24 protein-coding genes are annotated in these 26330 nt (G+C 29.8%); 5 read left to right on the plus strand and 19 right to left on the minus strand.

What is annotated here, in order from left to right; all coding sequences use genetic code 11:
* The 11 genes from rpsP to ELQ09_RS05610 form a co-directional block, all read right to left on the minus strand.
* Entirely contained in the window at window positions 1-228 is a 228-nt protein-coding gene (rpsP, locus tag ELQ09_RS05560; RefSeq protein ID WP_002852274.1) for a 30S ribosomal protein S16, read from the minus strand.
* A gap of 64 nt (window positions 229-292) precedes the next feature.
* The gene (gene ffh, locus ELQ09_RS05565) at window positions 293-1630 is read right to left on the minus strand and encodes a signal recognition particle protein (protein ID WP_134224822.1); all 1338 of its coding nucleotides are present in this window, start codon (window positions 1628-1630) and stop codon (window positions 293-295) included.
* Window positions 1631-1697: 67 nt separating this feature from the next.
* On the minus strand, window positions 1698-2450 hold the full coding sequence (locus tag ELQ09_RS05570) for an RluA family pseudouridine synthase (RefSeq protein ID WP_070316967.1): 753 nt from the start codon (window positions 2448-2450) through the stop codon (window positions 1698-1700).
* On the minus strand, window positions 2431-3588 hold the full coding sequence (gene waaA, locus ELQ09_RS05575; RefSeq protein WP_070316966.1) for a lipid IV(A) 3-deoxy-D-manno-octulosonic acid transferase: 1158 nt from the start codon (window positions 3586-3588) through the stop codon (window positions 2431-2433). Before waaA ends, ELQ09_RS05570 begins: the two co-directional genes overlap by 20 nt.
* The gene (locus tag ELQ09_RS05580; protein ID WP_134224821.1) at window positions 3585-4301 is read right to left on the minus strand and encodes a zinc ribbon domain-containing protein; all 717 of its coding nucleotides are present in this window, start codon (window positions 4299-4301) and stop codon (window positions 3585-3587) included. Before ELQ09_RS05580 ends, waaA begins: the two co-directional genes overlap by 4 nt.
* Before the next feature lie 9 nt (window positions 4302-4310).
* Window positions 4311-5036 carry a Nif3-like dinuclear metal center hexameric protein gene (locus ELQ09_RS05585; protein WP_052834165.1) on the minus strand — a complete coding sequence of 242 codons (726 nt, stop codon included), beginning with the start codon at window positions 5034-5036 and terminating at the stop codon, window positions 4311-4313.
* Complete coding sequence (gene glyQ / locus ELQ09_RS05590) at window positions 5023-5886, minus strand: glycine--tRNA ligase subunit alpha (protein WP_002861386.1); 864 nt, start codon at window positions 5884-5886, stop codon at window positions 5023-5025. The genes ELQ09_RS05585 and glyQ overlap by 14 nt, the downstream gene beginning before the upstream one ends.
* An 11-nt stretch (window positions 5887-5897) precedes the next feature.
* Window positions 5898-6434, minus strand: coding sequence for a DUF3972 domain-containing protein (locus ELQ09_RS05595; RefSeq protein WP_002852251.1), 537 nt, complete (start codon window positions 6432-6434; stop codon window positions 5898-5900).
* Between the two features lie 9 nt (window positions 6435-6443).
* The gene (purE, locus tag ELQ09_RS05600) at window positions 6444-6938 is read right to left on the minus strand and encodes a 5-(carboxyamino)imidazole ribonucleotide mutase (protein ID WP_070300926.1); all 495 of its coding nucleotides are present in this window, start codon (window positions 6936-6938) and stop codon (window positions 6444-6446) included.
* Window positions 6939-8192: a peptidase U32 family protein gene (locus tag ELQ09_RS05605; protein ID WP_044258389.1), complete on the minus strand. Its 1254-nt coding sequence runs from the start codon at window positions 8190-8192 to the stop codon at window positions 6939-6941. It abuts the gene before it with no gap.
* Window positions 8189-8884 carry a chemotaxis protein gene (locus ELQ09_RS05610; protein WP_070300924.1) on the minus strand — a complete coding sequence of 232 codons (696 nt, stop codon included), beginning with the start codon at window positions 8882-8884 and terminating at the stop codon, window positions 8189-8191. Before ELQ09_RS05610 ends, ELQ09_RS05605 begins: the two co-directional genes overlap by 4 nt.
* A 203-nt stretch (window positions 8885-9087) precedes the next feature.
* Between ELQ09_RS05610 and glnA the strand changes: the two genes are divergently transcribed.
* A complete protein-coding gene (gene glnA, locus ELQ09_RS05615) occupies window positions 9088-10518 on the plus strand; it encodes a type I glutamate--ammonia ligase (RefSeq protein WP_002854995.1) in 1431 nt (476 codons plus the stop codon).
* 68 nt (window positions 10519-10586) lie between these two features.
* On the opposite strand, the gene flgG is transcribed toward glnA, so the two are convergent.
* From flgG to ELQ09_RS05640, 5 genes are all read right to left on the minus strand, one after another.
* Complete coding sequence (flgG, locus tag ELQ09_RS05620; protein ID WP_002852142.1) at window positions 10587-11378, minus strand: flagellar basal-body rod protein FlgG; 792 nt, start codon at window positions 11376-11378, stop codon at window positions 10587-10589.
* Window positions 11379-11408: 30 nt separating this feature from the next.
* Window positions 11409-12221: a flagellar hook-basal body protein gene (locus ELQ09_RS05625; RefSeq protein WP_134224819.1), complete on the minus strand. Its 813-nt coding sequence runs from the start codon at window positions 12219-12221 to the stop codon at window positions 11409-11411.
* A 155-nt stretch (window positions 12222-12376) separates the two neighbouring features.
* Window positions 12377-13489 (minus strand): cell division protein FtsZ, encoded by a 1113-nt coding sequence (gene ftsZ, locus ELQ09_RS05630; RefSeq protein ID WP_002852071.1) that lies wholly within the window; start codon window positions 13487-13489, stop codon window positions 12377-12379.
* 15 nt (window positions 13490-13504) lie between these two features.
* Window positions 13505-14893: a cell division protein FtsA gene (gene ftsA, locus ELQ09_RS05635; protein ID WP_134224818.1), complete on the minus strand. Its 1389-nt coding sequence runs from the start codon at window positions 14891-14893 to the stop codon at window positions 13505-13507.
* Window positions 14890-16380: a peptidylprolyl isomerase gene (locus ELQ09_RS05640; protein WP_134224817.1), complete on the minus strand. Its 1491-nt coding sequence runs from the start codon at window positions 16378-16380 to the stop codon at window positions 14890-14892. The genes ftsA and ELQ09_RS05640 overlap by 4 nt, the downstream gene beginning before the upstream one ends.
* Before the next feature lie 159 nt (window positions 16381-16539).
* Between ELQ09_RS05640 and rsmH the strand changes: the two genes are divergently transcribed.
* Window positions 16540-17478, plus strand: a complete 939-nt coding sequence (gene rsmH, locus ELQ09_RS05645) for a 16S rRNA (cytosine(1402)-N(4))-methyltransferase RsmH (RefSeq protein WP_134224816.1) — start codon at window positions 16540-16542, stop codon at window positions 17476-17478.
* Window positions 17478-18398: a hypothetical protein gene (locus tag ELQ09_RS05650; protein WP_134224815.1), complete on the plus strand. Its 921-nt coding sequence runs from the start codon at window positions 17478-17480 to the stop codon at window positions 18396-18398. Before rsmH ends, ELQ09_RS05650 begins: the two co-directional genes overlap by 1 nt.
* On the opposite strand, the gene ELQ09_RS05655 is transcribed toward ELQ09_RS05650, so the two are convergent.
* Window positions 18386-18877: a hypothetical protein gene (locus ELQ09_RS05655; RefSeq protein ID WP_134224814.1), complete on the minus strand. Its 492-nt coding sequence runs from the start codon at window positions 18875-18877 to the stop codon at window positions 18386-18388. The genes ELQ09_RS05650 and ELQ09_RS05655 overlap by 13 nt on opposite strands.
* Window positions 18878-19025: 148 nt before the next feature.
* Between ELQ09_RS05655 and ELQ09_RS05660 the strand changes: the two genes are divergently transcribed.
* Window positions 19026-22778, plus strand: coding sequence for a class I SAM-dependent DNA methyltransferase (locus ELQ09_RS05660; protein WP_134263822.1), 3753 nt, complete (start codon window positions 19026-19028; stop codon window positions 22776-22778).
* Between the two features lie 27 nt (window positions 22779-22805).
* Here the strand turns inward: ELQ09_RS05660 and ELQ09_RS05665 are convergent, their stop codons facing one another.
* Together ELQ09_RS05665 and pta are read right to left on the minus strand one after the other, a co-directional pair.
* Complete coding sequence (locus ELQ09_RS05665) at window positions 22806-23996, minus strand: acetate kinase (RefSeq protein WP_134224812.1); 1191 nt, start codon at window positions 23994-23996, stop codon at window positions 22806-22808.
* Window positions 23997-24009: 13 nt separating this feature from the next.
* Entirely contained in the window at window positions 24010-25515 is a 1506-nt protein-coding gene (gene pta, locus ELQ09_RS05670) for a phosphate acetyltransferase (RefSeq protein WP_079862139.1), read from the minus strand.
* A gap of 91 nt (window positions 25516-25606) precedes the next feature.
* Here pta and flgH point away from each other — a divergent pair, with 91 nt between their 5' ends.
* A complete protein-coding gene (flgH, locus tag ELQ09_RS05675) occupies window positions 25607-26305 on the plus strand; it encodes a flagellar basal body L-ring protein FlgH (RefSeq protein ID WP_134263823.1) in 699 nt (232 codons plus the stop codon).
* Window positions 26306-26330 lie beyond the last annotated feature (25 nt).

Raw genomic sequence — 26330 nt, forward strand, 5'->3', positions numbered from 1 at the left:
TTATTTACTAGTGATAGAAGCAACTTTATCGCTAAGTTTTGCACCAACACTTTTCCAATAAGCTAAACGCTCTGCATCAACTTTAATTACCTCAGGTTCTACCATAGGATTATAATACCCAATACTTTCTATCCAACCACCATCACGACGTTTTCTACTATCTGTAACTACAATACGATAAAATGGTCTTTTAGTTCTACCCATTCTTGTAAGTCTAATAACTGTCATTTATACTCCTTAAAAATTAAAAATTTTATTTATAGATACTATAAAAAGTATTTATAAATAAAATTTAAAATTGTCTTCTAGCTTGACTCATCATCTGTGTTAAACTTTCCATTCCTTTTTTACCTGAAAATCTTTTTGCAAGTTTTGCTGCATTGCTAAATTGTTTTAAAAAACGATTGACTTCTACCTGAGAAAGACCCGCTCCATCTGCTATACGACGTTTTCTAGTATTATTTAACAAATCAGGATTTTCTCTTTCTTTTGGAGTCATTGAAGAAATCATTGCTTTAATGCGTATAATTTCTTTAGAATTATCCAAATCTATATCTTTTACCGCATTTGCCATTCCGCCAAGTCCTGGTATCATGCCAATTAAAGATTTCATACTTCCTAATTTTTTAATACTTTCCATTTGATTAAGAAAATCATTAAAATTAAATTCACCTTTTTTAATTTTTTGATTAAGTTTTTTAGCCTCTTTTTCATCAATAATCGCAGCAGTTTTTTCAGCTAAAGTTGCCAAATCACCCTCACCCATAATACGACTTACTATACGATCTGGTATAAAAACTTCTAAATCTGCTACTTTTTCACCCACACCAATAAATCTTAAAGGAATACCGATTTGTTTTGCTATACCTAAGGCTACTCCACCTTTAGTATCTGCATCAAATTTTGATAAAATTACCCCGCTGATACCTAAAACTTCATTAAAACTAGCCGCAGTCTTAACCCCATCTTGACCACTCATTGCATCAGCAACATAGAAAATCTCATCAGGATTTAAAACATCCTTAACTGCTTTTAATTCATTCATCAAAGCCTCATCTATAGCCAAACGTCCAGCAGTATCCACAAGCAAAACATCTACCATAGAACTTTCAGCCTTTTTTAAGGCCTCTTTAGCAACCCTAATAGGATCTTTTTCATTTTCTATGAAGAAAAGTTCAATTTCATTAGCTTCACAAAGTTGTCTTAGCTGCTCCACTGCCGCTAAACGCTGTAAATCACAAGCTGCAACTAAAACTTTTTTATTGCGTAATTTTAAATAATTTGCAAGTTTGATAGTGCTTGTAGTCTTACCGCCCCCTTGCAAACCTGCCATTAGAACTACTGTTGGGGGTTTAGAAGCAAAAACAAAACCTTGATTTTTGCCATTGACACTTAAAATATTTTCTAAATTTACTTTAATGGCATTTAAAAATTGTTTTTGACCTATTCCGTTTTGCTTTACATCTTCTTCTATCAAAGTCAAAAGCTCTTTAGTTACCTTATGGTGAACATCTGCTTTTAAAAGAGCTTTTTTTAAGGTTTCTAAAGCGTTCTTAAGTGCTTTTTCATCATCAACAAAACGTAATTTATTAATCGCTGATTTAAAAGATTCGCTAACTAACTCAAACACTTTATTACCTTTCTATAAAATTTTTAAATTAAACCTTGCATTATACAAAATTTTTTCTTAAATGGCTTTAAAAATCTAAATTTTTTATCTCAAAGCCAACTTTTGTAAAACTATTATCTAGCTCAGCCTTAAAATAATAATCAAAAATTTTAATTTCATAACTATGTAAATACATTCTATCGCTTGAAATTTTAGCATATTTTTCATCACCTACAACGCCATGTTTTATAAATTTAGCATGCACTCTGATTTGATGAGTTCTACCTGTTTGAATGACTATTTTTGCTAAGGTTTTTTTTGACTGCATCATGATAGGAGTAATGATACTTAAGGCACTTAAACCATCTTTTGAAACTTTACTTAATGCCCCACCTTTTGCTTTTATGGTAAAAATAGGCTCATTCACTTCAACCTCTTCAGCCAAAACCCCATCTAAAACCGCAATATAACTTTTATAAACCCTGTGTTTTTTAAATTCTTCTATACAAAGCTTTCTAAAATCTTCATCTTTGCAAAGCAAAATCACACCGCTTGTTTCTTTGTCTAAACGATTTAAAAGCTTGGCATTAAATTTTTTCTCCAAGTCTTCACTCACATAAGCATAAGGTTTATTAATAGCAATAATCTTATCATCTTCAAAAATAATTTGAGGATTTTTGGTTTTTATCACATTAAATCTTGCCTTATCGCTCATCAAAGCTCTAGCAACCACAACTTTTTTTCCATGTGAAAAAACACAACCCTTATCAATCAAATCTTTAGCTTCACGATTTGAAATTTTTTCTTGCAAAGCTAAGAGTTTATAAGCTTTTTCTTGCATCAATTCCCTTTTGTATGGTCTGTATGATAAGATCTAAATTTTCTTTTTTGGAAATTTTAGCTTTTAAATTTAAATAATGAATTTTATCATTTAAATCTTTTAAATTTTCGCAAAAATATACATTTTCTACTTCTTCAAATAAAGCCTTTTGATTATGAATAAATTTCCCACTGATTAATACATTGTCAAAATATGCCACTTCTATAGGATTGTGTCCTCCTATGCCTTCTATGAAAGAACCTCCAAGCACAACAACATCAGAAATTGCATAAAAATTTACAAGCTCTCCTAAAGCATCTAAAAGCAAAATTTTTTTAGCAAATTTCTTATTTTCATCTTTTAAAGAACTAAATTTTTCAAATTTCAAACCTTTGTTTAAAAGCAAATTTTCAACTTCTTTAAAACGCTCAGGGTGTCGTGGGGCGATAATGAGTTTTTCATTTTCTTCTAGTTTAAAATGATCAAGCAAAAGCTCTTCTTCATCTTTATGCGTACTAGCAAAAATGATAAGCTTTTCCTTAGGTTTGGCATAAATTTTATTATTTTTAATTTCTAAATTTGCCTTAATATTTTTAAAAATTTTAACATTTTTAGCTCCCAAACTTTCAAGTCTTACTTTATCTAATTCACTTTGAGCAAAAACTTCATCAATATAAGAAAAAATTTTTTTATAAAAAAAAGAAAATCTTTGATAAGAATGATAAGATTTATCAGATATTCTTGCATTAAGCAAAATAATCTTAGTTTTATAAATGTGTGCCATGAAAATAAGCATAAGCCAATATTCTGCTTCAAAAATTACCAAAACCTTACAAGGCTTAAACCAAAAAGGCAAAAAATTTTCAAAAGCAAGATAATTTACCTTTTTACAAAATTCTTTTGCATATTCAAAACCTGTTTGAGTAATAGTAGTTATTCTTGAATCAAATTTCAAAACCAAAGTTTTAATACTTCTTACCTCCCCGTAAGAACAAGCATGAAAATGTACATCAGCTTTTTCTTGATGTAAATTTTTATAAAGAAAAAATCGGGATTTTAAACTAGTTTTATATTTGGATTTTAAAAAAGAAAGCAAAAGAATAAAGACGGCACAAAATAAAAATGCCGCCCAAGTTAAAAAATAATAAAAAAAGATCAATTTTGTTCTTCTTGATCTTTATAAAGAATTCTTCCACAATGAGGGCAAGTTACAATCTCTTCACCTTTTACAACAGACAGATAAGTCTTATCGTAAATTTTCATAAAACATCCATAGCATGCTTGTTTTTTAACAGGAACTACAGCAGTATTTTTCGCCCATTTGCGAATTTTTTCATAAAAACTTAAAACTTTTTGATTCATCTCGCCCACAAGTTTGGTTTTTTTATCATAAACACTCATTCTATCTTTTTCAAGAACTTCCATTTCAGATTTAATGCTTACTCTAATCTCATTAATATTTTGCTCTTGTTTAATTTTTTCTTCTTCAAGTTCTTTTTTATAAGTTTCTTTATTCTCTAAAATTTTATCCAGTCTTACAATTTCATCATTTGCAGCGTCTAATTGCTCTTTTGCAATATCTTCTTCAATTTTTAAAGCATTAGCTTCTTTTTCTGTTTTTACTGCACTACTTTTTTTAGAAAGCTCTTTAATTTTTGCCGAAAACTCAGAAATATGAGCATTATTTTGTACTTTTTGATTTTCTATATCTTTGATTTCTTCATCGATTTTTTCTAAATCTGTGTTGATTTTTCCTATTTTTAACTCAGCATCTTTTAAAGTCTTATTAATACTGTCTATTTTTGGTTCATAACTATCAATTTCTTGATCTATTTTTGATAAAAGCACTAATTGTTCGAGATATTTATTCATTTATTTTCCTTAAAAATATTGAAATGGATTTTTTGAAACTGTTATTATAGCTTGTAGCGGCAAATTTTTCAAGTCTTTTGCTAAACATTGAGAAAAATATCTCTCACTTTCAAAATGACCCAAATCAATAAGACTGATTTGATTACTAAGTGCCTCTAAAGCTTGATGATATTTAAAATCTCCGCTTAAAAAACAATCCGCATCTACTTTAGAAATTAAATCCCCACCACTTCCAGTACATATAGCAATACGCTTAATGTCTTTTTTACCACAATTGCTTACACGTAAAATTTGTAAATTTAACTTTTTTTTCACCCAGTCACACAAAGCTTCAAAAGACATAGAATTTTCGACATAAATTAAAAATTCATCTTTAAAAGAAATTTTAAAACCTAAAATTTCTTCCGTAAAATAAGTGTTTAAATGACTTAAATCGTAATTTGTATGCATACTGATTAAAGAAATATTTTTACAAATCATTTCTTTAATAAAAGCTCTAGGATAAGTCTTGTCATATAAATCTTTTAAACTTTTAAATATCAAAGGATGGTGTGTGATAATTAAAGAATTTTCACTCGCTTCTTTAATGATATTTTCATCAATATCTAAGCTTAAATAAACAGTTGAAATTTCACTATCCCTATCTCCAAGCAAAATTCCACTATTATCCCATGATTCTTGGATATCAAAGGGACTTAATTGATCTAAAAAATTATAAATTTCACTCAGTTTCATTTAAATTTTTCTTATAAATTTCAGCACAATTTTTCGAAAGCTCACGAATTTTTAACATATAATCTTGTCTTTGTGCTACAGAAATTGCTCCTCTTGCATCTAAAAGATTAAAAGTATGTGCAGCAAGCATACAATAATCATAAGCAGGTAAAGCTAGTCCTTGTTCTAAAATATTTTTACATTCTTTGTAAGAATTTTCAAACTGCTCATTTAAGATCTTAACATCACTTACTTCAAAATTGTATTTACTAAATTCATATTCACTTTGCTTATGCACATCTGCGTATTTAATTTTTTCTCCATTAAATTCACTCCAAACTATATCATAAACATTATCAACATTTTGAAGATACATGGCTATTCTTTCAAGACCATAGGTAATTTCAGCACTTACTAAATCTACTGCTATACCGCCAACTTGCTGAAAATAAGTAAATTGAGTGACTTCCATACCATCAAGCCATACTTCCCAGCCTAAACCCCAAGCACCCAAACTTGGACTCTCCCAATTATCTTCAACAAAACGAATATCATGACTTTTTAAATCAAAACCCAAATTTTCAAGACTTTTAAGATATAATTCTTGAATATTATCAGGACTAGGTTTAATCAAAACTTGAAATTGATAATAAGCGCCTAAGCGATTAGGATTTTCACCATAACGTCCATCAGTAGGCCTTCTACTTGGAGCCACATAAGCAGCTGCCCAAGGTTTTTTTCCTAAACTTCTTAAAAAAGTTGCTGGATGAAAGGTTCCTGCACCTGCTGGCATATCATAAGGTTGCATAATCGCACAACCTTGCTCTTGCCAATAATTTTGTAAATTAAGTATCATTTGTGAAAAAGTCATTGTTTCTCTCTTTATTGTTCCATATTTTCAATAGGTTTTTCTAAATTTTTATTCATTTCCAAATCAGGCTCTGTCTTAGCTCCAAAAATTTCTGCGGTTTTACTCCACATTAATTTATATTTACGCTTGAGAAATTCTATCTCTTCACGCGCATGTTTTAACTCATTATTTAAAGTTTCTATAGTTTTTCTATCTTCATCATAAAGTTCTTGCATAGAATAAAGAGCGTCTTTTAAAAATTTATTCTCATTTTTTAATGCTTCAAGTGTTTCATCTTTAGCATCTAAAACTTTTTCATGTAAATTTAAAATAGTTCCTATTGTTTTTTCAACAAAACTTTCTCCTGCTAAAGTCATTGAATTTACCATTGCAGTTTGAGATTTTGCAGAACTAGGCACTACACTAAAAGTGCCTTGATGAGCTTCGATGTAAATTTTACCCTCTTCTTCTTTAAAATTTAAAGCCCCATTGGCCATCATACCCTTAACCACATCTTCATTTAAATGCACAAGTTTACAAAATTCTTCAAGTTCAAGATAGGTTTGCATTTTTATCCCTTATAATAAAACTTCTACTTCTTTTGAATCAGATACAAGTTTTTTTTCTTTTTCAAGACGATCTTCTTTAAGCTTTTGTGCTAAACCAACATCATAAATAGCTAAAATTTGCATAGCCAAATAAGCAGCATTGATCGCTCCAGCCTTACCAATAGCTAAAGTTCCTACAGGAATTCCACTAGGCATTTGCACCGTAGAAAACAAAGAATCCATACTTGCAAGATTGCTTCCTGACATAGGCACTCCCAAAACAGGTTTTGTTGTATAAGCTGCAACAGCTCCAGCTAAATGTGCTGCCATTCCAGCTGCTGCTATAAAAACTTTCGCACCTTTTTCTTCAGCATTTGCAATATACTCTTTTGTTCTTTTTGGACTACGATGAGCTGATGAGATAATAAGTTCATACTTTACCCCAAAACTTTCTAAAGTTTTAGCAGCCTCTTTCATAGTCTCATAATCACTCTTGCTTCCCATTAAAATAGAAACAAAATTCATCTATATTTCCTTTCTTAAAAAACTTAATGCACTGATTTTATTTGGTAATTGGATTTCATGTTCATTGCCACTATGAATTTCGCTAAATTCTTTATTGTTTTTAGCAATGAGTTTTTTAAACTCTATAAAATATTTATCCTCTTTTTGATAAATTTTACCTAGTTCATTATCGCAAGTTTGAATCACATCGCCTAAAGGGGCTAAAATTTCATAAGGCGTGTTTAAAACGATTTTCCCTTTACATTTAAAAAAGCTTCCATCTTCGCTTATAGCATGCACTTGATGAGAACCTTCTTCTATGCTTGTATTATGATTTTGCGTGTCGGTTTTTTCCAAAGGACGCGAAACAAGATAGCCATCTGTAAAACCACGATTTTTAAGTGTAGCAATCTCTTTTTCATACTTACTTGACTCAAATTTACCCTCTAAAGCATCTTGTATAGCCATTTTATAAGTCCTTGTTGTAAGCGCAACATAATATTCGCTTTTAGTACGCCCTTCTATTTTAAAAGCACTGATACAATTTTCTTGCATGATTTTTTCTATATAAGAACAAAGATTTAAATCTTTAGAATTAAAAATATGAGTACCATTTTCATCTTCTTCTAAGCGAAATAAAGTGCCATTTTCTGGATTTTTAGCATAAAGCTCATAATTAAATCTACAATCATTTGCACAAGATCCACGATTGCTCATTCTTCCACTTTGCACAGAGCTTATTAAACAACGCCCTGAATAAGCAAAACACATAGAACCATGCACAAAAGCTTCAAGTTCAATATCGCAATTTTCCTTTAAAGCTTTAGCGTCTTTAAGCCCTAATTCTCTGGCAATTACAACCCTTTTAGCACCCATATCCTTATAAACTTGAGCATCTAAATAATTTAAAATATTTGCCTGAGTAGAAACATGTAAAGAAATTTCAGGTGCAAGTTCTTTAACAAGACGCATAGCTCCAACAGAAGCTACGATAAAAGCATCAGGTTTCATCTCACGTAATTTTAATATATGTCTTTTTAAACCTTCAATTTGAGAGCTTAAATGAAAACCATTTAAAGTAACATAAATTTTCTTACCACGCTCATGAGTATATTTGATAGCTTCTTCAAAACTTTCATAATTAAATTCTCTTGCAGTGCGTGATCTTAAAGAAAAATTATTCACACCCGCATAAACCGCATCTGCGCCATAAGCCAAAGCAATTTTTAATTTTGTGAAATTTCCTGCAGGAGCTACTATTTCAGGAATGATCATTTTTGCCCTAAACTTGCAATTAAAGCTTCTATATCATCATTACTTACAACATCAGCAGTACTATCGCCTTCAATATGCACTGCAGAACTTACACGTTTTTTATCATCAATTTTACCTTCAAATAAAGAACTCATATAACGGCTTAAAGCACGCATTACATTAATAACACGTTCGATTTTTTGACGATGTATATCTTGATACTGCATTGCATCCATTGCCATCATCACTTCATCTTGTCCACTTTGAAGATTTCCGACAATCTCCTTAGAACTTTTTTTAGCTTGATTGTTTAATTCTAAAGCTTCACCGAAACTTTCCACATTAGGAAATTTTTCATTAAGTTTAGAAAAAATATCAATATTTTTTTCTATTGCTTTATTTATTTCTTTGAGTAAACTTTCAGAATCCGCAAAAAAATTATTAATACTTTCAAGCTTATCCATCATTTCCGTTGCTTTAAGCTCGCTATCTTTTGTAACATCATCTAACTGATGTACAACTTTATGCTCCTGATTTGGTGGGGGTGGTGGCCATACTACACTAGGATTAGGTTTGTAATCAGCTATTTTGACATCTTCTAGCATCAAAGCATCTTCTTCGGTATTCGATTCTTCGGTTTTTACCTCTGCTTCTGTCTCTGAATCAAGATCAACATCACCATTCATCAAAGCATCAAGCTCTTCTTGAGTCATTTTTTTCCTTTTTTTAAATCTAGATTTTCAATAATTGCTCAAAATTATAATCAATTTTATCTAAAACAAAAATATAAATTTTTATTTTTTTAATCTTTTTAAATTAAATTTTTAAATTTATTAAAAAAAATATATTAATTAAATCTTAATTAAAAATTTTATGATATAATTTTATAAATTTAATTACATAAAGGAGTAAAAATATGGGAAAATTTGTTAATAATATAGATGATTTTTTCAAATTTTGCAAACAAAATGAAGTGCTTTTTGTTGATTTTCGTTTTACGGATATGATAGGAACTTGGCATCATATTACCTATAATCTTCATGCAATCAATGAAGAAACATTTCAAACTGGCATTCCATTTGATGGAAGCTCAATCCATGGATGGCAACCTATAGAAAAATCAGATATGATTTTAAAACCTGATGCGCAAAGTGCTTTTTTAGATCCTTTTACGGCTGATCCTACTATCATAGTATTTTGTGATGTGTATGATATTTACAAAGGACAAATGTATGAAAAATGTCCAAGAAGCATAGCAAAAAAAGCAATGGAACACCTTAAAAATAGTGGCATAGCTGATACTGCTTACTTTGGACCAGAAAATGAATTCTTTGTTTTTGATAGTGTAAAAATAGTTGATACTACTCATTGTTCTAAGTATGAAGTTGATACCGAAGAAGGAGAGTGGAATGATGATAGAGAATTTACCGATAGCTACAATACTGGACACAGGCCAAGAAACAAAGGTGGATATTTTCCAGTTCAGCCAATTGATTCTTTAGTAGATATTCGTTCTGAAATGGTTCAAACCCTTGAAAAAGTAGGTCTTAAAACTTTTGTTCATCATCATGAAGTTGCACAAGGACAAGCTGAAATAGGAGTAAATTTTGGCACGCTTGTAGAAGCAGCTGACAATGTTCAAATTTATAAATATGTTGTAAAAATGGTAGCTCATTTAAATGGCAAAACTGCCACTTTTATGCCAAAACCTTTATACGGAGATAATGGCAATGGTATGCATGTTCATATGAGCTTATGGAAAGATGGAGTAAATTTATTTTACGATAAAGATGGATACAGTGGACTTAGTCAAACTGCTATAAATTATATAGGTGGAATTTTAAAAAATGCTAGAAGTGTTGCAGCTTTTACAAATCCAAGTTCCAACTCTTACAAAAGAATAGTTCCTGGCTTTGAAGCTCCTTGTATTTTAACTTATTCTTGTCAAAACAGATCAGCAAGTTGTCGCGTTCCTTATGGTATAGGTAAAAATTCAGCTCGTATAGAAATTCGCTTCCCTGATAGCACTGCTAATCCTTATTTAGCTTTTGTTAGTCTTTTAATGGCAGGTCTTGATGGAATCAAAAATAAAACCATTCCTGTGGGTCCCATGGATGAAAATTTATTTGATCTTACTTTGGATGAAATACGTGAAAAAGGGATAGAGCAATTACCACATACTCTAAGAGGAAGTTTAGAAGCTTTAATCCGACATAATTCTTATTTAAAACCTGTAATGAGCGATATTTTTATCGATGACTATCAGCATTTAAAATTTGAAACACAAGTTTGGCCAGTAGAAGCTCGTCCAACTGCTTATGAATTTAAAACTTGCTACTCCTGCTAAAAAATTTAATGGCGTTTAACACGCCATTAAACTAAAAAAGAATTAAAAAATTATTTATTTTGCATCAACTATCGCTTAAGCTGATTTACAATTCCTAGCATATCATCACTTGTTGTAATTGCTTTAGAACCCGCTTCATAAGCCCTTTGTCCTGTGATAAGATCTGTCATTTCTTCAACAAGCTGAACATTACTAAGTTCTATAAATCCATGTCTTATCGTTCCAAGTCCATCTTGTCCTGCTATACCCGCAACAGGTGCACCGCTTGCTCCTGTTTCAAGATAAAGATTATCACCCATAGAATGAAGACCTGCTGGATTTATAAACTGAACTAGCTCCACTTGGCCAATTTGAGTTTCTTGTTGCTCCCCTGGTAGCATTACAGAAACGGTTCCATCTGTAGCAACATTAATTGCTGTTGCGCCTTCAGGTATTGTCATTTCAGGTAAAAGTCTATAACCATCTGAATTTACAATATTACCTTCATTATCTTTTGTAAATTGCCCATTTCTAGTATATCCTATAGTGCCATCAGGAAGTTGTATTTGAAAAAACCCATTACCTGCAATAGCCATATCAAGACCATCAGTACTTGTTGATTTTAAATTTCCTTCAGTAAAAACTTTAGTTACCGCTGTTGGACGCACACCCACACCCACTTCTATACCCGAAGGAGAAAGAGTAGTAGCTGAAGTTGAAGTTCCTGCATACTTCATAACTTGATACATAAGATCAGCAAATTCTGCACGACTTTTCTTAAAACCTGCTGTATTAACATTGGCGATGTTATTTGAAGTAACATCAATTTGTGTTTGCTGCGCTACCATTCCCGTAGCAGCAGTATGAAGTGATCTCATCATTTTTAATCCTTTTTTTTATTTTATTTTAAATTATTTAACAGCTGCAAGCTTATTGATAGCTTCTTGATTTAAGTCATCCATATGAGCTGTCATAACTTTTTGATACATTTCTACCATTCTGTTTGCTTCAATCAGTCCTACCATTTCAGTAACTGGATTAACATTTGATCCCTGAGAAAAACCTTGGCGAATAGCATTGGAGTTTTCCAAATCTCTAATGCGGGTTAGATCATCTATTTTATAGACATTATCCCCATCTTTTTGCAAAGCTCTTATATCATCTACTTGTGCTACAAATAATCTTGCATTTTGAGCTCCATCAACCTCAATGCTTCCGTTTTTATCAACGCTAATTTGAACAGCACCATTAGGAATGCGTATGCCAGCATTCTGAGGATTATTAAAATAATCACTACTTAATACCTTGTATCCTTGCTTATTTACCAAATAACCCTCATCATCAAGTTGAAAATTTCCATCTTTAGTTAATCTTACTTCTCCATCTTTGGACTGAACCAAATAAAAAGCATCTTCTCTAGTCATTGCCAAATCCAAAGGATTGTTTGTGGCCTTTAAAGAACCTAGGCTGAAATCTGTATATTCTTGAGAAACTTGCGGAATTCCATCTATTGTAGTATTTACAAAACGAGATGCATCTCTTGTGTGATTTTCTATAGGCAACTCATCCTGAGTTTCTTTAAAAATCCTTTTAAAATCTGCAATAACCACATCATCTCTTTTGTACCCACTTGTATTAATATTGGCAAGATTATTAGTAATCACATCAAGTTTATTAAACTGAGTTACCATTCCACCAGTTGCTTGATAATATCCATTTTGCATATTTTCACCTATAAAATTAAGATTTTATAGCTATAAAAGCAAAGAGTGTTCCAACTTTTAGAAACAAAGAAAAATAAATATTTGAAAGATTGTTAGGAGAGAATTTTAAACTATAAAAAGCAAGATTTGACTCAATCTTGCTTTAAAAATCAATTTTAATCCATTTGACGACGCAAGAAAGTTGGTGTTTCAATTTGCGCCATTATCTCTTCATCATAACCACCGCTTACCTTTTTAAGACTTAAATAAGGATTTTTCTTAGAAGCTTGAGCTTCTTCGGTAGATTTTTTAGCTACTGTATCTTTATCTTCAAACCCTGTCGCAATAATAGTTACTTCAACTCTATCTTCCATGCTATCATCTGTGGTAGAACCAAAAATAATCTTAGCATTTTCATCAACAATTTCTTGTATACTATTTGCTGCTGCTGAAATTTCAAACAAAGAGCAATTAGAACTTGTTTTAAAATGTAAAATAACTCCCTTGGCACCTTTAATATCCATTCCATCAAGCAAAGGAGATTCTATAGCGTTTGAAAGAGCCTCTTCTATAGCATTTTCACCACTAGCACTACCAACACCCATAAGTGCGAGTCCGCGATGACTCATGATGGTTCTTACATCTGCAAAGTCAACATTAATATCTCCATTATCAAGCAAGATAGACACCATACCTTTTACAGCACGAGCTAAAATATCATCAACCAATCTAAAAGCATCTTTAATGCCTGCTTTTTTATCAATAATGCTCAATAATTTTTCATTTTGAATTACAAGAATAGAATCACTTTCTTTTTTAAGCTCAAGGAGACCGCTTTCAGCAAGTTTTTTTCTTTGTTTTCCTTCGAATGCAAAAGGCATAGTTACAACAGAAACAGTTAAAGCTCCAATCTCTTTAGCTGCTTGTGCAATAACTGGAGTGGCACCCGTTCCAGTACCTCCACCAAAACCTGAAGCAATAAATACAATATCACTTTGACTAAGACTTGCTTTTATTTCTTCAAAACTTTCTCTAGCACTTTCTGCACCTACCTCAGGAAGCATACCAGCGCCTAAACCTTTAGTTTTTTTCTCGCCAAGTTGAATTTTAGTTTTTGCTAATGAAATTGAAATAGCTTGTGCATCAGTATTTGCTGCAATTAAATCAAGATCATTTAATCCCATTTTAACCATATGGTTGATCATATTACCGCCACCGCCACCGCAGCCTATAACCTTAATTTTTGCACCTTTATTATGTTGCATTTCTTCTACTAAAAATTCACTCATAAAAATTTCTCCTTGTTAAAATTGATTCATAATTTTATGCCAGATATTTGAAAAAACGCTAGGTTTTTTTTCTTTTGGCTCTTTAAAATCTAATTGTTCTTGTATTGCAATTGTATCATTTTCTTGCAAATTTTCATCAAAAAAATCAGATTTTATTCCACTTTCTGTATCTTTTTGCAAAACAATATCTTGTTTAATTTGACGATTAAAATTTTCAATTTCCCCTTTATATCTTAATTTCTCATTAGAATCAAGTTCATAAGGCGTAAAATACCCCGCTCCATATAAACAAAGTCCTATAGCACAAGTATTTTCAGGATCGTTAAAAATTTCACTAAAACCAGTAATCAAATCTTTTCTTGCAGTAGCCAGTCTAACTGAGCGATTATCAAATGTTGCAGGAGCTAGCTCATCAATACCTGCTAACTTAGTCATTCCACCTGTTAAAACAACTCCACCGCCTATAGCATTGGCATAACGATTATCACTTAAGATTTTTGCCAAAATCATCAAAGTTTCTTCCGCTCTTGCATAAATTACATTTGAAATAATATCCAAAGAAACTTCATTAACCTTTCTTTCATCACCCATTGAAGGAATTTGTATAAGGGTATTAGGTTGTTGCGAAAGAGCTGCATAATTAAGCTTGATTTTTTCTGCTTCTTTTAAAGGTGTATGCAATGCCATTGATAAATCTTGGGTAATATTAATCGAGCCAATTTGCAAACAATCATTATATCTAATTGAATTTCCAGTATGAACAACCATATCACAAATCGCTCCACCCATATCAATCAAAACAGCGCCTAATTCCTTTTCGCTATCATCTAAACAAGCTATAGCTGAAGCATATCCTGAAAGAACTATATTATCCACTCTTAAATCAGCTAATTCAACTGCTTTCTTAAGATTTTTAATATGAGATTCTTGCGAAATCACTATATGGGTTGAAACTTCTAAACGATTGCCACTCATTCCCAAAGGATCATCAACATGTTCAAGATCATTAACCTTAAAATTATAAGGCAAAACATGGATAATTTCATAACCACTTGGTAGATTGGCAGTATGCTTAGCTGTACTTACAGCACGATGAATTTCTTTAATGCCTATTTCATGATTTGGAATATTAACAACACCTATACTATCAACGCTTTTAGTATAAGCACCTGATATAGACACCACAACCTTATCATAATGAACGCCGCTCATCATCTCAGCACTTCTAACAGCTTCTTCGATAGATTTAGAAGCAAGCTCTATATTGGTAATGGCACCTTTTTTAACCCCGTTAGTTTTCGACTTGGAAAAACCAATAATTTTTAATCCATCTTCATCTTTTTGAGCAATAATGGCACAAGTCTGGGTTGAGCCTAAGTCAATTCCTAATATATTCAAAATCAATTCCCTTTATAATAAATTTTTATCGGATATATCTTTTTAAGTTCATCAACAAGTTCTTGCTTAAGCTCATTTACTTTTAAATTTCGCAAATTTTGCTCAAGCATAGTTTTGTATTGTTCAAATTTATCGGAGTTCATATCTAATTTTTGTTTATTTATTTTATATAATATTGCTTTATTGTCATTAATGACCACATAAGAACTATTTTGGTCAGTATTAAATACATTCATTAAAAAATAAGCAAACTCAGAATCATTTAATATCTTATCGCTAAGCTTTACACTCTCTCGAGAACTATCTCGACTTACAAAGCCTATATCATCGCCTTTAAAATTTACTAAACTATTTTTAGCTTTTTCTTCTAAATTTTTTCTAGCTTGTTCGCTTAAATACATAGGTAAAACTTCTTCTCTAGCTTCTTCAAAAGTTTTATTTCTTATAGGATCTACTTTATTTAGTTTAACTATGATATATCCGTTATTATAAGGTACTGGTCGCAAAACATCTCCATTTTTAGCTTTATTCAAAAGATCAATTGGATAATAAACATCAGATTCACTAATATTTTGATCTTTTTGAAAATTATCTTTCCCATTTTTTAAATCTAAAAATTTAGCATTAGCCACATTCTTTAGTTGCATTAAAGCATAATCTTTAGCAACTTCATTTTTAGCAGACTGAAAATCCATCACTTTACCTGCAAAATCTTTATATTTTAGTTTATTTTCATCTTGATTATAAAATTTTTCTAATTCTTTGTCGTCAATTTTCTCATTGCTAACTGGCAAAAAATAAGTTGAAATTTCATATATTTTTTTAGTTTTATAATCTTCTTTATGTTCATTCCAAAGCTTTTTTAAATCTTCTTCGTTAATCTTAATATTTTTTTTGTCATAATCAATTTTTGCAATACTTAAAGCATCTTGCATGAAATAACTAGAAGCTAACATTTTTAATTCTTCATCTTTGCTAGGAATATTAAAAATTTGATTAAGTTTATCGGTAATTACTTCACTTGCAAGTTGTGTTTCATAATCTTTTGGAGTTAAATTATTGGCATTTAAAAGTTCATAATAAATTGTTTTGTTAAAATCCCCTGTAGGATCTTGAAATTCTCTAGTATTTGCAAGTTTTTGTAAAATTTCATTCTCGTTTACGCCAATACCCAAATCTTTGGCAAAATTTAACAAAAGCTTATCTTCAACAAGAGAGCTTAAAGCTATATTTTTAATGCCTAGTTGCTCAGCATTTTCTGGAGTTAAAGCACCATTGCTAATTTGATTATAATAACTTAAAATTTGTCTATATCTAGTATCAAATTCGCTAAAACCTATCTTTTCATTTCCTACAGTTGCAACACTCGAACTTCTATTGAGATTAAAATCATAAGCACCCCAACCTAAAAAGCCAGCGCCAACAAAAGCTATAGTACTAACCCATATAGTAACAACAAGATATTTTTTGTGATGTTGCATCCAAGTAAGCATATCATTCCTTGATTGAATTTAAACTAGATATTGTATCGTAGAAGTGTTTAAGTGGAGTTTAATTATATAATTTTTACCAAAAAAATATTTGTTCTTTAAATTTTATGATTTTTACAATGAAATTTAGTTATAATTATAGCTTATAAAAATTTATTAGGATTGATTTTGGAAATTCCTCATATCCCAGTTTTACTTAATGAAGTTCAAGAGATTTTTAAAAATCTTAAAACAGGTTATTTTTTAGACTGCACTTTAGGATTTGGCGGACATAGTGAAGCTTTGCTTAAAAATCATCCTGATCTTAAATTCATTGCTTGTGATCAAGATCAACAAGCTTTAGAATTTTCTAAAAAACGTCTTAAAGATTTTCATAATAGGATAACTTTTATACAAAGTAATTTTAGTGAAGTTTTAGAAAAAATTTCACACAAAGAAGAATTAAGAGGTATTTTAGCAGATATTGGAGTTTCTTCATTTCAACTTGATAATAACGAAAGAGGTTTTAGCGTAAATTCTGACTTTTTGGATATGAGAATGAATCAAAACTCCAAAATATCGGCTTATGAGATTATTAATACTTATACAAAAGAGCAATTAATTTCCATTTTTAAAGAATATGGAGAATTACACGATGCACATTTTATTGCTGAAAAAATTTGCTTAGAAAGAAGTAAAAATCCAATCAAAAGTGCCAAGGAACTTTATCAAATCATAGGAAAAGGCAAACAAAATCATAGAAAAATTTCCAAAGCTACTTTAACATTTCAAGCCATTAGAATAGAAGTAAATCAAGAACTTAAAGTGCTTAAAGATTTTCTTGGGCATTTAGAAAATTTAAAACCAAAAAATTGCATTTTAGCAATCATTAGTTTTCATTCTTTGGAAGATAGAATAGTAAAAAATTTTTTCAAAAAATGGTCAAAAAACTGCATTTGTGATGAAAAAATAATGCGTTGCGAATGTGGAAATAACCATAGCCTAGGGCAAATAATAACCAAAAAAGCTATAAGCGTAAGCAAGGAAGAACTTTTAAAAAATTCTCGCTCTAGTTGTGCTAAAATGCGGGCTTTTTATTTTAATAATTTGGATAATAAATAATGCTAGAAGATGATTTTATAAAAGAACGCCAAAACATACGCCAAAAAATGCTGAAATTTTCTCGTGCCATAAATCAAGGCAAACCGCTTGATGATGATTTAAGAGATGAAATTTCTAGCGATGATATTTTAAGACGTCGTTTTAAAAAAAAGACTCCTAATAAATTCTTAGAAGAACTCGATGAAGAGTATGAGTCAAAACATACTAAAAAATCAAATATATATTTAAAAGAAGATCTGATCAATGTTAAATTAGAAGAAAAGCAATCTCTTGCTAAAAAAATTTTTTCCAAAATGAAAGAAAGAAAAAAAGAAGAAAATAAAAAAACTAAAAAGATTTTTTCGTTTGGAAGAAAAAAAATAAACGAGATAAAAAATATTCAAACCAAACCAAAAATTCAAACAAAAAATGATCAAAATCCTATCCAAGATAAAAAAGAAAAAAAAGAATCCATAAAATCTATAGAAAAAATTCAAAAAACTGAGCCCAAGATACAAATTTCTCAAACTATAGAAAAACAACCCAATATTAAACAAAGTTTGGAAAATTTACAAAAAAAGATAACACCACAAGAAAATAAACAAGAACTTCCAAAACCACCTAATCAAGCTCAAGAAAAACAACAAAATGATGAAGATACTCAAAAAGCAAAAAATGTTTTACTAGAAGGCTTCTCTAATGCCACCAAAGAAGATAGAAACCTAAATTTCAATCATCTTCTTTTTGCGGCTTTGCTTGTTAGTTTTGCGTTATTTTTATTTGCTCCACAAATTTATATTAGAAATCAAATTTATTATCTTAGTAGAGAAATTGCTACATTAAGAACAGAAGAAAGCGTTTTAAACGAAGAAAATAAAGATTTAAAAAGAAGGCTTGAAAATATGCGATTCCAAAATCAAATTTTAGATTATTTAGAATGAATAATTTTATCTAAAACATACTGCTCTAAATTTGCTTTTGGAATTTCTTCTTTTAAGGCTTCCTTATAAATTTCACCTGCCATTATAGAGTATTTTTCATAAGTAAAATAAGGAAAATGCAAAGCCCAGGCTTTTTGTATTATTTTTTTTGAGATTATTTTGCGAGTATAAACTTTAAAAATATCATATCCTATAAATACACAAGCAGTAACCATAACAGCACTCACTATGCTTATATGAAAGTCAAGTTTTGTTAAAAAATAATGAGTAATTAAAAGCAATGGCAACAAAACCACAGCACAAAAAACACCATAATAAATATAAGAATTTAGAATTTTGAAATTAAAATTTAGCTTAGAGGGATCTACAAGCATACCGTCATTAAAAAGTGCATTTGCTTCTAATAAATCTTTTATAAGAACAGGTTGTTCTGATACTTTAAATAAAAAACGAAGGCTAAATTCTTTAAATTTTTTCATAATCCATGCTTTATTTTTTAATTAAAATTTTATCCAAAGAAAATTAATTCCAACTAAAAAATCATTTTCATAAATAAGCACAAGTCTTTAAATTTTTTAGATATAATTTAAAATGTCAAATTTTTAAAAATACTTTAGAAAGAAAGCCATGAATTACTATCAAGAACTTAAAAAATACCTCAACAATAATCTTTTTACAAGCTATTCTTTAGAAATTGACTTTCCTAACATTTACAATTTTAACGCAAATCAAAAAGCCTTTAAAGATATTTTAACTAAAATTACAAAAATTTACGACAAAAACAAATTTACAAAACAAAATGAACATCAATTTGAAGATGAATTTATATCAAAAGTATTAGAAATTTTAGGGTGGTACTTTGTAAGACAGGATGAAAAAATCATACAAGGAAAAGTAGAAAAACCCGATTTTCTACTTTTTAGCAATGACAAATTAAAATCAAAATACGAAAATTTAGACAAAGAAACAAAAAAATCAAGCAATGATTTCACAATCATTTTAGAGTCAAAAGCTTATAATATAGAAATAGACAATAAAAAAGTAAAAGACAACCCACACTTTCAAATTCTAAGATATCTAGGTAATCTTAAGAAAAATTATGGTTTTTTAACCAATGGTAGATTTTGGCGTTTTTATGACAATTCTATACTGAATTCAAACAAAGTTTTTTACGAAATCAATCTAGAAAAAATCATTGAAGATCAAAATATTGAAGCTTTTGCGTATTTTTATAGCGTATTTAGCGCTTTTAATTTCACAGAAAAAGAAGATCATTTAGAAATAACTCTACAAAACAATAAACTTTCAAAAATCAAAATAGAAGATGATTTAAAATCTATCATTTATGGAACCAATGGAAATGAATCTTTATTTGAATTCATAGGCTCTAGAATTTACAATAAAACAAAGGCGGATTTAAAACTAATCTATGAAAATTCTTTATATTTTATCTTTAGGCTTTTATTTATTGCTTATTTTGAAGATAAATTTGAAATTATACTAGAAAAACATAAGTATTTTAAAAGTAAAATCAGTCTTAGAACCTTACTTGAAAATTTACAAGAAGATGAAAGCTCAAGTGGTGGTTTTGGAGAACTTGAAAATATTTTCAACATTTACAACAAAGGCAAGGGAAATTTTGACATGCCTGTTTTTAATGGCGGTTTGTTTGATGAGAGCAAAACCGCTCTTTTAAGCACGCCAAAAATCTTTAACGATAAAGATTTAAAATTCATTTTAAACCAATTATTAAATTTTAAAGATAAAAATCTAAGCTTTAAAAGAGATTACAAAACTTTAAGTGTAGAACATTTAGGAACGATTTATGAAGGCTTGCTTTCTTATTTTTTTGAAATAGCAAATGAAGATATTTACTATGTAAGCTATAAAGAAAAATCAAAAGAAATAGAATGTTATTTTGATAATTATGATTTTAAAATTTTAGAAAAATCAAAAAAAGTAGAAAAATACACCTTTTACAAAAAAGGGCAAATTTACCTTAAAAATACTAGCAACTCAAGAAAAGCAAGCGCAAGCTTTTACACACCTCAATCCATAGCTAATTTTTTAATCCAAAGTGCTTTAAAAGACAAACTAAACAATGAAAATATTTTGAAATTTAAAATACTAGACAATGCTTGCGGTAGTGGACATTTTTTAGTTGGAGTTTTAAATGCTATTACACACATTGTTTTATCAGATTTTGATCATTTTACAAATTTAAAAGAACTTTACGAAGAAGAAAAAGAAAATATTTTAAACTATATAAAAGATTTTGTGCAAGACTATGAAGTAGATGAGAGTGATATTTTAAAACGACTTTTACTAAAACGCATTATTTATGGGGTGGATTTAAACCCTTTTAGCATAGAGCTTACTAAACTTAGCCTTTGGATAGATAGTTTTATCTTTGGAACCCCACTTTCTTTTATAGAACACCACATAAAGTGCGGCAATGCCTTGATAAATTCTAATCTAAGTGATTTTAAAGATTTGATAAAACAAAACTCAAGCAACCTTTTTACAAATTCCATAACACAAGAATTTGAAATTTTACAAGAAGTATTTGAAAAACTTGACAATCTAAAAGATACCAACGAAGAACAAATCAAACAATCTAAACAAATCTATCAAAATGAAATCACACCAAAACTTAATAAACTAAATTTATATCTAAACTATATCAACACGCTTCATTTTGTCAACAAAGAAGAATTACAAATTCTAAAAGCCCTAAGTCAAGATGATATACAAAATTTAAGCCAAAATGAACAAGCAAAAAACATCATTAGCAAATATCAAAAAGAATTTAATTTCTTTAACTATGAGTTAGAATTTCCTGAAATCATAGAAAATCAAGTCTTTAAAGGCTTTGATATCATCATAGGTAATCCACCTTGGGATAAAACTAAATTTAGTGATGATGATTTCTTTCCACAATATAAAAGCGATTATAGAAGCTTAATCGCTAGCAAGAAAAAAGAAATTCAAGCAAATTTGCTGGCTAAAGATTATATAAAGCAAAATTATGAAAAACAAAAAGCATATATAAATGATTTAAACGAGTATTATAAAAAAGCTTATCCTTTAAACAAAGGCAGTGGAGATGGAAATTTATTTCGTCTTTTTGTAGAAAAAAATCTTTCTCTTTTAAAACAAGATGGAAATTTAGCTTATGTTTTACCTAGTGCTTTGATGTTTGAAGATGGAAGCTTAACTTTAAGAAAAGAAATTTTAGAAAATAAAACTTTAGAATATTTTTATAGTTTTGAAAATAGACAAGCTATATTTGCTGATGTGGATTCAAGGTATAAATTTGCTCTTATGCAAGTAAAAAACACACAAGCAAATCACACTCATCAAATCAAAACGATGTTTTATAAAACAGATATAAACTCACTAAAAAACAAAGATGAAATTTTAACTCTAAATTTAGAAGATATCAAAAAGCTAAGCCCAACTCACCTAGCCTTAATGGAGTTAAAAGACAAACAGGCTTTAGAAATTCTAAGAAAATGCTACAATGCTTTTCAAAACTTATCTTTTGATTATATAGATTTTAGAAGAGAACTTGATATGACAAATGATAAAGATTTGTTTATAGAAGAGTTTAGGGAAGGACTTTTACCTTTATTTGAAGGCAAAATGATACATCAATTTGATGCAAATTTTAGCCAAACTACTTATTTTTTAGAAAAGTCTAAATTTGATGAGCGTTTAAAAAGCAAAGAACTTTCAAGAGCTAAAAAAGCTACACAAAAAGAATTAAATCCTAAATTGATAAAATACGATAGAGAATTTTTTAGACTTGGATATAGAGCTGTTGCAAGTGACACTAACGAAAGAACTTTGATAGCTTCTTTATTGCCAAAAAATTGTGGATGTGGAAATAGTGTTTATTCTAACATTCCAAAACAATATATTTTAAAAGATGATAAAATTTGTATAGATATAATGCCTTATGAAAAGATTTTATTTGTTTTGGCTTTGTTTAATTCTTTAGTGGTTGATTTTATCATAAGAAATATGGTGCAAATCAATGTAAATAAAACTTACCTAGAAAGAATTCCTCTGCCTCAACCAAGCGATGAAAAAATTCAAAACAATGAAATCTATAAAACTCTAACTAAAAATGCCTTGCTTTTACAACTTTACAATGATAAAAATCATCATTTTGATGAACTAAAACAAGAATTTAATATACAAAATGAAGAAATTCCAAAAACGAAAAAAGCTTATGATATCTTAAGAGCAAAAAATGATTTATTAGTTAAAGAACTTTATGGTTTAAGCGATGATGAATTTTCTTATATGATAAGCACTTTTAAAGTTTTAAATGAAAAGCAAAGTGAATATATAACCTTGCTAAAAACTATATAAATGAAAGATTTATATAGTTTTTAAAATTTAATTTTTACCGATAAGTTCTTCTGTGATTCTAGCGATTTCTAATTCTTCATCTGTAGGAATAACAAGCACTTTAACTTTAGAATTTGCATGATTTATCATTCTTTCGCCCGAAATCCTTTGTTTGTTAAGTTCAAAATCTAACTCGATACCAAGATGAGCTAATCTCTCACATACTTTTTGTCGAACCAAACTATCATTTTCTCCTATGCCACCTGTAAAAATAATAGCATCGGTTTTTGGCAACACAGCAAAGTAGGATCCTATATATTTAACAAGACGATAACAAAACATATCAAGAGCCAAGCGTGCTTTATCATTACCTTGTTCTATCTCTCTTTCTATATCTCTAAAATCATTATAACCGCAAATTCCATATACTCCACTTTTTTTATTCATCAGTGTATCTATTTCTTCTATAGTTAAACCCTTAAGATGACTAATAAAAGGTAAAATAGCAGGATCTAAATCTCCACAACGCGTTCCCATAATAAGTCCTTCAAGTGGAGTAAATCCCATAGAAGTATCTACACTCTTACCTTTTTCTATGGCACATACACTTGCACCATTTCCAAGATGAGCGGAGATAACATTTAGTTCACTTTTATCTTTTTCAAGCAAACTTGCCGCTCTAGAACTGACAAAAGCATGAGAAGTCCCATGAAAACCATATCTTCTAATATTATGCTTATCATAAAAATCATAAGGCAAAGCATACATATAAGCAAAATCAGGCATAGTGCGATGAAAAGCTGTATCGAAAATAGCCACATTTGCAACACTAGGTGCAGCTTTAATCATTGTTTTTATACCTGCTAAATGGGCAGGATTATGCAAAGGAGCAAAAATACTAACCCTATCTATCTCTTTAAGAACATAGTCATCTACTAAACAATGCTCACTTAAATTTCTTCCCCCATGAACTATACGATGACCACAGCCATCAAGAGCATTTAAATCCGCTAAAATTCCTGATTCTTTAAAAAGCTCATTGACTATACTAAGTCCTTCTTCGTGATTATTTATCGTTAATTCTCTTTCAAAACTTTCATTATTTAAAACATTTTTTAATATAACTTTTGAATTTTGCTCTCCGATTTTCTCTACTAAGCCACTCGCTTTAACGACTTTATTATCAAAAAATTTAAATTTAATCGATGAAGAACCCGAATTTAAAACTAAAATTTTCATTTATTATTCCTTTCTATTGAGCTTGTATAGCACTTAAAATAACAGTATCTACAATATCATCTACCAAACATCCACGACTTAAATCATTAACAGGTTTTTTAAGACCTTGTAAAATAGGACCGATTGCTAAAGCATTAGCAGTTCTTTGAACTGCTTTATAACAAATATTTGCTGCATTAAGATCAGGAAAAATATATACATTTGCATGGCCTGCTATCTTAGAATTTGGCATTTTCTTTGCTGCAGTTTTTGGATCGTAAGCGCAATCAAACTGCATAGGACCATCTATATTTAACTCAGGGTATTTTTCTTTAGCAATCTTTAATGCTTCTTTTACAAGATCTACACTTTCCCCTTTACCACTATCACCGCTAGAATAAGAAAGCAAAGCTATTTTTGGTTCAAGTCCAAAAGACTTAGCAGTCATAGCACTTACATAAGCACTAGTTGCAAGCTGTTCAGCACTTGGATTTGGATTTACAGCACAATCAGCAAAAGCTAAAACTTGATCTTCAAGCCCCATAAAGAAAATTCCCGAAACAGAACTAATACCTTCTTTGGTTTTAATAAGTTGCAATGCAGGGCGAATCGTTTCAGCCGTAGTAGTCGATGCTCCACTAACCATAGCATCAGCTTTTCCAGTATGTATAAGCAAAGTTCCAAAATAAGTTTTATCCTGAACTAGCATCTTAGCCTCTTCTAAACTCATTCCTTTAGATTTTCTTGCCTCGTAAAGAATGGAAGTAAATTCTTGATTATATTCTGAATTGAGTGGATTCATAATTTGTATAGTACTTAAATCAAGACTTAATCTAGCAGCATCTTGTTTGATTTTTTCCTCATCACCCAATAAAATAAGATCAACAACTTTACTTTTTAATAAAATTTCAGCAGCTTTTAAAATTCTCTCATCATTACTTTCTGGCAAAACAACAGTTTTTTTATTTTTTACGCTTTGTTTAATCAATTCATATTTAAAACGATGCGGAGTTATAAAATCATACTCTTCAAGCTTTTGCACTTCTTCAAAATTAAAATTTTCATTAATCAAAACATAATTACGACCATCTAGGGCATGATCGAAATATTTTTGAGCTATAAGTTTATCTTCATCGTTAATAATAGCAGCAATAGGGGTATTAAGATTTTTAGCCAATTTTATACTAAGATCAAATCCATCAAGTATTCCAAATTCACAAAAGCTATTTACAAGCACAAAATCGTATTTGCGTTTTAACTCTTCGTATTCTTCTAAAATAACATTAAAAAAATTATGAGGATCTTTGCTAAATTCCTCCATTGCTTCTCTAAAGGTAAAACCATAAGCACTTTTTACGGTTTGGTTAATATTAAATTCTTCCAACCAACCTTGCAAAACAGGGACACGATGTATGTATATCACAGGACAATAAATTGCGATATTTTTGTAAATTTTGCTATAATTTTTAAGCAAATTTGTACTAATAATAGTATTTAATTCATCACTTCTAGATCTCATCAAATAAAGATTTGCCATCATTTTCTCCTTGAATTTATAAATGTGGAACACTCTTTGCTTTTTCTAATTTTAACAAAATAAAAATAAAAAATTTATATTTTAAAGGACGAAAATGAAAAAAGTTTTATTTTATGTGTTACCGTTTGCGTTTTTTGGTTGTTCTGCAACGGTTGATCCACAAATTTCAATGAAACCACCTGCTTATGTAGAAGAACTTGCACCAAAACAAAGTAATAATATAGAAAGTGCACCAGGATCTCTTTTTGGCAAAGGGGATAATCCTTTATTTTCAGATAAAAAAGCTATGAATGTAAATGATTTAGTTACAGTTATTATACAAGAAAGCACCACTCAAAGCACACAAGCCAATAAAGCAACAAGTAGAACTAATACCTCAAATTTAGGCGGAGGTGCTTTAAAAGGAAGTTCAGGAGTGGTAGCTAATGCTCTTAATAAAGTCAATGCTTATTCTAATATAGGCTTTCAAACCAATAGTTCAAACAACTACACAGGAACAGGCTCACAAAGCAGAAATGAAAGTTTCAATACTACAATTTCAACACGTGTAATTAAAATTTTATCAAATGGTAACTATTTTATCGAAGGTTCAAGAGAGCTTTTAATCAACGGAGAAAAACAAATCATACAATTAAGCGGTGTTATTCGTCCTTATGACATCGGTCAAGACAATACTATAGATAGTAAATATATAGCAGATGCTAAAATTCTCTATAAAACAGAAGGTGAAGTGGATAGAAGCACAAGAAAACCTTGGGGTAGTAAAGTTATAGAAGCGATATGGCCATTCTAAAAGCAAGGTTAAACCTTGCTTCTTG

Source organism: Campylobacter sp. CH186 (assembly GCF_004378925.1).
Classification (GTDB): Bacteria; Campylobacterota; Campylobacteria; order Campylobacterales; family Campylobacteraceae; genus Campylobacter_D; species Campylobacter_D jejuni.